A 9,926-nucleotide genomic window follows, 5' to 3' on the forward strand; every position below is an offset into this window, starting at 1 on the left:
AAAAGAGGAAAAGCCTGCAGTTTTGTCTGGAACAGCACCTGGGAGAACTGGAACGCCGCAGGGAGGGCCTTGTGAAAATGCAGGAAATGTGTGAGCGCCTGATCGCAGAGCATCAGTCCCTGGATACCTTGAATGCCGAGAACTGTCTGGAAGAAATCGAGCAGATGGAGAAAGAGGGTGCAAGGTTTATGGATATAAAGAAAACAGATATCCGTAAGAAAAGAAGGACAGGAGCGATCATTGGAGCAGTAGTTATGATCTTGCTTATGGGATTTACCATAGGGCTTATGCTGTGGGCAAATACACAAGATCCCATACCGACCGGACTGCTGATATTCCTGATTGCCATACCGGTTGTGATCATCGGAGGAATTCTGGCAGCACTTGCAGGACGCATGAAAGAGATTGAAGGAGGAGAAGAGGATGAAGCTTCTAAGTATTGAATACATTCCGGGTGTAGAGTTTGAGGCACTGGGAATTGTAAAGGGAACAGTTGTACAGACAAAAAATGTAGGAAAAGATTTCATGGCAGGGATGAAGACCCTGGTAGGCGGGGAAATCACAGGCTATACGGAAATGCTCAATGAGGCAAGACAGATTGCCACCAAGCGTATGGTAGATGAAGCCAAAGAGATGAATGCAGATGCTGTGATCGGTGTAAAATACGGCTCCTCCCAGGTAATGTCAGGGGCAGCAGAAGTTATTGCATATGGAACTGCTGTGAAATATAAATAAATGACAGGATGCCGGCGGCATGAGAGATTTGCCGCCGACATCCCTGAAATATGATCTTACACACTGTCTGAAAAGTGATATCACCACAGATGAAAGGTAACAATATGAGCGATAATAAGAATGTAAATCAGGATAAAGGTCTTCAGGGAAATGAAAAAATAGAGCAGGCGATCGCTGCTCTACAGCAGGAAGCCACTCAGGAAATGCTGGCACATACACTGACTGTAATCCGTAGACGAATGAGAGAAAAGGGTCAGTTTATCCTTTCAGTAGAACCGCCCACAGGAGACAACCAACTTCGGATCGGCACAGTGAAAACCGGAGATGGAAAAATCTGGTGGGCGGCATTTACCGGCTTTGAGGAAGAACTGAAAGGCGGCGGAAGCGTTCAGTCCACTTTTCTGACAGACATAGATCAGCTTTTTCATTCAGCATTACAGGTAAATGAGATTGAGGGAATCATCCTCAACCCATGGAACCGGACGATCATGCTCGATAAGAACCTGATTAATATTATATTGGGAAATATATGAAGCTATGTAAAGAACTCTCATGTTCAGTTAAATAAAAGTCCTCATTGTTTATCCTTTTTACAATTTCTGCAAAGTTATGCGATAGTTAAAAATGGATAAATACTGAGGACTTTTCTGCTTATCGGGAGTTTCCCATTTTGTTCAATTCAGGCAATATTGTAACCAGCATGATAATAAAACACAGAGAACCACCGATCACATTGGATACCGGTTCTGCCATAAACACGCCATCTGTGCCCATGTGTAATCCATAGGGCAGGAAATAAGTCAGCGGAACCACGATAAATACTTTACGAAGCAGGGAGAAAAAAATCGCCTGCTTTTTTTTATTTAATGATTTAAACACTGTCTGACCAATATACTGCAGATCCATAAAAATAAAGGCTGCAAAGTAAAGTTTCAGTGCAGGAACTGCATCCTTTAATAGCAGTTTGTCTGAACTGAAGATCCCAATCAGAAATTCAGGGGCAATGAGAATGACGTTCCACATGATACCTGTATAGATCAGAACCATAATGATCAGAACAACCCCTGCTTTCTTTACCCTGTCAGGACGTCTGGCTCCGTAATTGTAGCTGAGAACAGGAGAGGTTCCCTCATTGATCGCATGGATAGGCGTCTCCACCATCTGGCGAACACTGGATATAATAGTCATGACAGAGATATAAATATCACCGCCTGTCACGGAAAGAACATTATTGCAGCAGATACTTACCAGGCTGTTAGTCAGCTGCATGATAAATCCAGCAGACCCCAGACTGATGATATCCCTGGCATGTCTGGTGCACTCAGAAATCTCATTTATATGAATCCATCTTACCTTCAATTCTGATTTTCCATGAAGAAAATAAAATACAAGCAAGGCAGAGAGAATCTGAGAGATGACAGTAGCAATCGCTGCACCCTTAATCCCCATATCCAGAACAAAAATAAAAATCGGATCAAGAATAATATTTGTCACTGCACCGACTGTTACTGACAGCATACCGATAATGGCATATCCCTGTGCATTGATAAAAGGATTCATTCCTGTTGCTATCATGGAAGGGAGAGTACCCAGAAGGTAAATCATCAGATAGGGATACGCATAAACCAGAGCATCATCTGAAGCACCAAACAGAGTCAGTAAGGGGCGGGCAAAAAGAAATCCGATCAGCATCAGCACAGCAGCACTTCCACATAACATGGTGAAAGCAGTATTCATGATCATGTCAGCAGTCCTGGAATCTCCTTTTCCGCGGTTGATAGAGAAAATTGGTGCACCTCCGGAACCAAAGAGATTACTGAAAGCAGTAATGATCATGATGATCGGAAAGCATAAGCCCACAGCGCCAAGTGCAGTTGTTCCTATATCATGGATCCTGGCGATATAGATACGGTCCACAATGTTGTATAAAAGATTCAATATCTGCGCTACCAGCATGGGAAGCGCAGCGCTTAATATATTGTTGGTCACAGTTCCGTTTTCAAAATCAATTCGTTTCATTATAAATCTTCCTAAGTTTAAAACTTTTATCGTGCATATAAGTATATCATAAAGTAAACAGAAATTCACTCTGATATAGTGGTGTTGGAACAAAATAGTTACTGTTCACTCCGTTCACAGTAACGTAGCCAAAATTCATTCCAGATTGCCTGCGGCAATGGAATTTTGGCTTGTATGTCTCGGGATTTTGGCATATTCATGCCAAAACACCTCGCGGGACAGTGGCATGTGAACAGTAACACAAAATATTCTCTGAAATTGTCATAAGTCATGATACAGAGAATAAAAAAGCATTTTTTATCCATACTATTTTCATGTAACAAAATACAGTATTTCTTAAAAAAGGAGACAACAGACTATGATTTTAAAAGAAAAGGAACGTTCAGTAATCGAAGATCTTCAGACACAAGAGAAAAGCTGTGTGGAAAAGTATGGAAAATACGCAGAACAGGCCAGAGACCCGGAGCTTAAAAATCTTTTCCGGAATATCCAGCAGGAAGAACAGAAGCATTATGAGTCTTTGTCAATGATTCTTTCCGGAAGTGTGCCTGAATGTAACTGTAATGACAGATCAGGCAAAGACTATCAGCCAAAAGCAGTCTATACAGCCATGAGTTCACCGGAAGATAAACAACACGATGCCTTTCTTGCAACGGATTGTATCGGTACAGAGAAGCTGGTGTCAGGAACATACAATGATGATGTATTTGCCTTTGGCGATAGTGGTGTACGCAAACTGTTGGCTGATATACAGATTGAGGAGCAGAATCATGCAGAGATGCTGTATAAGTATAAGACTGTGAATGGAATGGCATAAGAAGTCTTAAGGCATTGAGCAGAGTAGCATATTGGGAAAATTCTATACCAGGACTGCTATAATTACCTGACAGGAGACAATTGGTTTTGACTGTCTCTTGCCAGGTACATCTTATTTTACAAAAAATATGATGGTATAAATGTTGGGATATTTTATGAAAAATTTTGTAAAATTTGTCATGATAGAAGCCATAAGATAATTGCTAGAGCGTGTCTGAAAAATCATTCCCATAATCTGCACGCCCCACTTTGCGATATATTTTGTCCGAATTTGGTTTCCGTAACCCGCTACGACGCCCTTATTCGAACAAAATCTCCCATAAATTGTGACGCACATCTTGTGGAAAGCATTTTTCAAACACATTCTAGGAATTCCGATTAGTTACGTAAGGTGTAATAGTGAATTTTGGCAGGAATGAATAAGAATTTTTTATAAATACTTGAATAACTGCGCGTCGCATTCTCGTTACTTCAGTGATGAGTTAGACGCGCAATTTTTATAAAAAATATCCAGAACAAATGTTTACTTAAAGAAATGCATATGGTATAATACAGACATGGAAAAAGATATATTTAATATAAATAAAAATCAGCTTTCATATGGTAGAGGATATGTATATTCGCTGCAGTATCATCTGGTCTGGTGTACGAAATACAGGAAGAAAGTATTAAAAGACGGGATCGACCTGGAATGCAAAAAGATGCTGCAGGATCTGGCAGAAGAGTATCGGTTTCAGATCCTGGCAATGGAAGTCATGCCGGACCATATCCACATGCTTGTGGATTGTCGGCCGCAGTTTTATATTTCAGATATGATCAAGATCATGAAAGGGAATCTTGCACGTCAGATGTTCCTTTTACATCCGGAGCTGAAAAAAGAACTGTGGGGAGGACATTTGTGGAACCCGTCTTATTGTGCCGTTACAGTCAGTGACCGGAGCCGTGAGCAGGTATCTGCCTATATCGAAGGCCAGAAGGAAAAAGAAAAGAGAAAGCCCTGAGTACAGGGATCATTCCGGAAATGTTTGTTTTTGCGGGAAAGGTGGAAGAAGATGCGGACAGTATCCAGCTATGGTGTGGAGATACGAAAACAGAATATCCCGGTCCGTCAGACAATGGAGATCTATCGTCAGGCAGTCAGTTACCTGACAGAGATCTACGCACAGGTCTGGGAAGAACTGAGGGAGATCCCGGAGACAAAAAAGCGTTTTAATACCGCAGAGCATATGGTACACATGACGAAGAAAAACACAGCCCGGTTTGATTTTGACCTTCGTTTTCCGAAGATGCCGTCTTACCTCCGCAGGTCCGCGATCCAGCATGCGCTTGGAAATGTATCTTCGTATGAGACCCGGCTGGGGCAGTGGAAAGAGACCGGAGTGCTGTCCGGAAGGCCGAAACTTACCTGCAGGAACCATGCCATGCCGGTCTTTTACCGGGATGTGATGTACCGCGAAGGAGCAGAAGGAAAAGATGAAGCATATCTGAAACTGTACGACGGGCATGACTGGAAATGGTTCCGTGTATATTTAAAACGTACCGATATGGAATATCTTCGCAGGAACTGGAAGGGAAAGAAGGCATCGGCCCCTGCGTTGGAAAAGAGACACTGTCGGTATTTTCTGCGTTTTTCCTATACAGAAGAAGTAACACTGACGAAAACACCGGTAAAAGAACAGATCATCTGCAGTGTGGATCTGGGGATTAATACCGATGCGGTCTGTACCATCATGCGCTCAGACGGAACTGTCCTGGGAAGAAGATTCATAGATCATCCCAGTGAAAAATACCGGATGTACCGCACACTGGGACGGACCCGCAGATCACAGAGGGAACATGGCTCTGCGCAGACACAGGGAAGATGGGCATATACGAAACGTCTGAACACAGAACTGGGTAAAAAGACTGCAGGTGCGATTGTAAGATATGCGGAAGAAAACCATGCAGATGTGATCGTGTTCGAATATCTGGAGATGCAGGGGAAGATATCGGGAAAGAAAAAACAGAAACTGCACCTGTGGAGAAAGCGGGATATCCAAAGACGCTGTGAACATCAGGCACACAGGAAAGAGATGCGGATATCCCGGATCTGTGCATGGAATACCAGCAGACTGGCTTATGATGGTTCCGGGGCGGTAACACGTGACCGGGAAAATCACAGCCTCTGTACTTTCCAGACAGGAAAACGATATAATTGTGACCTGTCAGCATCCTATAATATAGGAGCCAGATATTTTATAAGGGAACTTTTAAAACCCCTTCCGGCAACGGAAAGGTCTTTGCTGGAGGCAAAAGTCCCTCCTGTAAAGCGTAGGACCTCATGTGTTTATGCAGATCTGAGGAAACTCCATTCAGAAATGGAACTCTTAAAAGCAGCATAGATACAGGCAGATATACAGCGGACTACCTGTAATGTGGGAACCAGCCATATCCGGCATGGAAAAAGCACATAACTGTGCAGACCTAAGTTACAGGCGTATCCGCCGATATTTAGTCTGACGCCTAAAGCGTCTGGAAGCACGTGACTTTAGCCATGTGAGGTTCACAAGTATGACGGAAATCCTCTCTTTGATGCACCGGAAGGTATTCAGCCGGATTCATTCCGCGATCCAAAGGTATGGAAGCATGAAAATAAATATTATATGGTTGTAGGGGCCAGTCGTAATAACAGAGGATTAGCATTGATATATGAATCTGCAGATCTTTATCATTGGAATTTTTTAAACGTGCTGGCAGAAAGCCGTGGAGAATGGGGATTCATGTGGGAATGTCCGGATTTTTATCAGCTTGGCGATAAATATGTTCTCACTTTTTCTCCAATGGGCTCAGGAGATCATACATCAGTATACCTGACAGGAGATTTTGATTACAAAACAGGAAAATTTGACTGGCATATCAGTGGTGAAATGGATTGGGGATTTGATTTTTATGCGCCACAGTCCATGGTTGCTCCTGATGGAAGACGTCTGATTGTTGCCTGGGCGAATGAATGGGAATGGATGCCTCTCTTTAAGGACTGGGGACCTACTTATCAGGAGGGCTGGTGCGGATTTTTTAATGTGATTCGTGAAGTTCGGATGTGCAAGGATGGAACGCTGGCGTTTGTTCCTGTAGAGGAAATGGAAAAAATCCGTGAAAACAAATTTACGCAACGGGAAATACAGATTACAGAAACACCTCAGCAGTTAAAAGCAGGAGATGGAATCAGCTTTGAGATGAAATTTACATTGGATCTTGAAGAAACTGATGCAGACAGGGTAGAACTGAAGCTCAGATGCGGAAAAGAAAAAGAATCCCGTTGTATTTTTGATTTGAAAAATGGTGAATTGCTGGTAGACAGAAGCTGTGCAGATGGATGGAGTGTAGGAACATCCAGAAGTGTACTTAAGGTCAGCGAAAAAAGTCTGGATGTACATATCTTTTCAGATCAGAGTTCTCTGGAGATATTTACAGATCAATACAGAAATAATCATTCCAATAATATTTTTGCAGGAAATGATCAGGATGCAATAAGTATATCTGCGTTTGGTGGAAGAGCGGTAATCAGAGACTATGAAGCATATGGATTGCAGGAGTGTTTTAACTGAATCAAGTAGCGGAGCGGATTGCGAATATCCGCTTGACATGAACTGAAAGCAGGAGGAGTATTGAAATGAAACGTAATAATTATTATGATGTCACTGACTGGCAGGTAGGTAACCCATATACGGATATCGGAGAAGTGATCAACAGTATCATTGCAGACATCAAGAACAGACAGAAGGATACAAATGTAAATGATGGAGGAAAACCGGGAGCAGTAATTTATATTCCGTCTGGAGATTATCATTTAAAAACGCAGGTGAAAATTGACATCAGTTACTTGAAAATCCAAGGATCAGGACATGGATTTGTGTCTTCAAGTATCCGATATAATGTGCCAAAAGAACAGTGGAAGGATCTTCATGACATCTGGCCGGGCGGTAGCAGGATTCTGGTAGATTTGGAACCATTAAAGGGGGATGAAAGATCCGGTGCTGCTTTTCTGGTGGAACGAGAGGGAGATCCGAGAATCAGTTCCGTGGAGTTTGAAAATTTCTGTATTGATGGACTCCATTTTGTAGATGACGGAAATGGAGATCCAGAGAATACATATTTAAATGGAAAAACAGGAATTTATGTAGCCAGTGCACAGGATTCTTTCAGAATTACAGGCATGGGTATTATTTATCTGGAGCATGGAGTGACTCTTTACAATTCTGATGCATTATCTGTTCATGATAATTTTATAGCAGAATGTGGAAATTGTGTAGAACTTCGTGGAGCCGGACAGGCATCTAAAATAACAGATAATCTTATGGGGGCTGGTTATAGAGGTTATACAATTTTTGCCGAAAATTTTGGAGGACTTCTGATTACTTCCAATAACATTTTTCCAAGAGGAAAAAGTATAGTACATCTTAAGGGTGTTCTTAGATCATCAGTAACTGCAAACAGATTTCATTCTTTTTATCCGGGAATGCTGATAATGGAAAATTGTAGAGAAAATCTCATATCTTCCAATCATTTTCTCAGAGATCATGAACCATGGCCTCCGATGCTGGAATATGATAATGGATTAGAGGATGATTTTGGCCTGATTCATATTCAGGGAAGTAGCAATTCACTGATTGCTAATCACATTTCGGAGACGATTGAACAGCAATATCTGAAACCGGCAGGCGTAAAACCGATAATCATTCGTTTGGTTTCCGGAAGAGAAAATTACATTGCAAACAATCATATTGTGGCAACTACAAAAACTGATAAAAAAGAAAGTGAAGAAAATCAATCCTGCTTTGATGCGCAGGTTGGAGCATTGTTAAGTATGGATGAACTGGTTAAACTTCCGATTGAAGCAGTACATGTTGATGAGGCATCATTGGATAATATAATACTGGATACATGCAGGGAAAATGAAGCAGTTATGGATTTTGCAGAAAATGTGTTTCGGGGAATTCCTTGTCTTTCGCAGTCTGCGGAACTGTCTTGATTGCATTATTATAAATTGTAAAAAATTTCATGATTTTAAAAGAAAAAAGCACAGTAATCAAAGAGAACTGGGAAAATTTATAATACTCTCGTATAGTTATAACGAGGCTACTGTAAATAAACATAAGTTAACAGTAAAAAGGATGTCGGATTTGCTCTCGGCATCCTTTTTATATGGGATCATACAGGATAAAATAGTATAAAAAAATGTCAAAATATTTTATTGAAACTCCTCGTGATTTTGCTATGATATAGTAAGATTATGTCGGCAGAAGGTCAGTACTATAGATATATAGTGAATCGGAGACAAAATTCAGAAAGGGGATTTTTACATATGTACACAGGAAACTATGAATGTCTGGAATTATTTGTAAAACCAGAAGCCGGGAAAAAAGGCAGTGTGAGCCTGAAGAAGGTAAAAGAAAACAAAACAGAAATAAAAGAACTGCAACATATCTATGGGAACTGGATTAAGTTTCCGACAGATAAAGATACAGAATACGAGATTACTGCACAGGACTGCACCATTACCTTTGCTTATTTAAGCGAATGTGAAAATATCCTGAAGAATGGAATCTGCGTACTGAATACCACAGATAATTTTAAAGCAATGAATAAAGAAGAATTTTTTAAATTCATTGGCACTCCGTACAGAGAGCAGTATCATTTTTCACCAGTTGTGAACTGGAATAATGATCCTAATGGACTTTGCTGGTTTAAGGGTTATTATCATCTTTTTTATCAGCTGAATCCTTTTGGACAGGAGTGGAATAATATGTACTGGGGACATGCAGCAAGCAAGGATATGGTGCATTGGACACATCTTCCGGTTGTGTTAGAGCCTCAGGAAGAAATCCTGGATAATCTTGCAATCAAAGGTGGTGCTTTCTCCGGAAGTGCACTTCCTGTTGGAGATGAGGTGTACTTCTATCTCACAAGACATATCGGACCGCAGGATGACGGATGGGACACTATTCAGTATCAGACAATGACAAAGAGTAGCGATATGATTCATTTTGAGCCGGAAAAAGAGATTATCAGGGAGAAACCGGAAGGTACTAACTATGATTTTCGCGATCCGAAAGCAATTAAGATCGGTGAGAAGTATTATATTGTATTAGGTGCATGTATAGATGAAAAAGGAACATTTCTTCTGTACGAATCTGAAGATGCAGAGAACTGGAAATACAGATGTCCTCTGATTACAGAGGAAACAAAGATCAGAACCATTGAGTGTCCGGACTTTTTCCCATTGGATGATAAATATGTAGCTATGGGCGCATGGATGAGCCATTATGATGAATACGGAAGATTCCAGCAGTGCAGATATTATGTGGGAGACTGGA

11 protein-coding genes and 2 pseudogenes are annotated in these 9,926 nt (G+C 41.2%); 11 read left to right on the forward strand and 2 right to left on the reverse strand.

Annotation, left to right across the window (positions count from 1 at the left end):
* The 3 genes from AC075L_RS21925 to AC075L_RS21935 all read left to right on the forward strand — a co-directional run.
* Window positions 1-443: MerR family transcriptional regulator (locus tag AC075L_RS21925; RefSeq protein WP_476388227.1), on the forward strand; the 443-nt coding region annotated here is incomplete at its 5' end.
* Window positions 424-735, forward strand: a complete 312-nt coding sequence (locus AC075L_RS21930) for a YbjQ family protein (protein WP_008705112.1) — start codon at window positions 424-426, stop codon at window positions 733-735. The genes AC075L_RS21925 and AC075L_RS21930, both read left to right, overlap by 20 nt.
* A gap of 104 nt (window positions 736-839) precedes the next feature.
* Entirely contained in the window at window positions 840-1,268 is a 429-nt protein-coding gene (locus tag AC075L_RS21935) for an SseB family protein (RefSeq protein WP_055060037.1), read from the forward strand.
* Between the two features lie 118 nt (window positions 1,269-1,386).
* Here the strand turns inward: AC075L_RS21935 and AC075L_RS21940 are convergent, their stop codons facing one another.
* Window positions 1,387-2,754 (reverse strand): MATE family efflux transporter, encoded by a 1,368-nt coding sequence (locus AC075L_RS21940; protein WP_118409671.1) that lies wholly within the window; start codon window positions 2,752-2,754, stop codon window positions 1,387-1,389.
* Window positions 2,755-3,112: 358 nt separating this feature from the next.
* On the opposite strand from AC075L_RS21940, the gene AC075L_RS21945 reads away from it, so the two are divergent.
* The gene (locus AC075L_RS21945) at window positions 3,113-3,571 is read left to right on the forward strand and encodes a ferritin-like domain-containing protein (RefSeq protein WP_019163044.1); all 459 of its coding nucleotides are present in this window, start codon (window positions 3,113-3,115) and stop codon (window positions 3,569-3,571) included.
* Between the two features lie 111 nt (window positions 3,572-3,682).
* Here AC075L_RS21945 and AC075L_RS21950 read toward each other — a convergent pair.
* A pseudogene (locus tag AC075L_RS21950) lies at window positions 3,683-3,868 on the reverse strand (DUF6783 domain-containing protein); the annotation flags it as partial.
* On the opposite strand from AC075L_RS21950, the gene AC075L_RS21955 reads away from it, so the two are divergent.
* The 7 genes and pseudogenes from AC075L_RS21955 to AC075L_RS21985 all read left to right on the forward strand — a co-directional run.
* A complete protein-coding gene (locus AC075L_RS21955) occupies window positions 3,842-3,952 on the forward strand; it encodes a DUF6783 domain-containing protein (RefSeq protein ID WP_334291942.1) in 111 nt (36 codons plus the stop codon). The pseudogene AC075L_RS21950 and the gene AC075L_RS21955 sit on opposite strands and share 27 nt — an antisense overlap.
* A 175-nt stretch (window positions 3,953-4,127) precedes the next feature.
* Window positions 4,128-4,571, forward strand: coding sequence for an IS200/IS605 family transposase (gene tnpA, locus AC075L_RS21960; protein ID WP_044956734.1), 444 nt, complete (start codon window positions 4,128-4,130; stop codon window positions 4,569-4,571).
* Between the two features lie 51 nt (window positions 4,572-4,622).
* Window positions 4,623-5,951 (forward strand): nuclease/transposase family protein, encoded by a 1,329-nt coding sequence (locus tag AC075L_RS21965; protein WP_476388228.1) that lies wholly within the window; start codon window positions 4,623-4,625, stop codon window positions 5,949-5,951.
* Window positions 5,952-6,119: 168 nt separating this feature from the next.
* Window positions 6,120-6,656, forward strand: a pseudogene (locus AC075L_RS21970) (glycoside hydrolase family 32 protein); the annotation flags it as partial.
* Window positions 6,657-6,689: 33 nt separating this feature from the next.
* Window positions 6,690-7,157: a GH32 C-terminal domain-containing protein gene (locus tag AC075L_RS21975; RefSeq protein WP_278276644.1), complete on the forward strand. Its 468-nt coding sequence runs from the start codon at window positions 6,690-6,692 to the stop codon at window positions 7,155-7,157.
* A gap of 65 nt (window positions 7,158-7,222) precedes the next feature.
* On the forward strand, window positions 7,223-8,581 hold the full coding sequence (locus tag AC075L_RS21980) for a NosD domain-containing protein (RefSeq protein ID WP_055058822.1): 1,359 nt from the start codon (window positions 7,223-7,225) through the stop codon (window positions 8,579-8,581).
* Window positions 8,582-8,914: 333 nt separating this feature from the next.
* A partial coding sequence (locus AC075L_RS21985) for a glycoside hydrolase family protein (protein ID WP_476388229.1) occupies window positions 8,915-9,926 on the forward strand: 1,012 nt, incomplete at its 3' end.

It is taken from the genome of Blautia sp. ZXY-1-B12 (genome assembly GCF_056339915.1).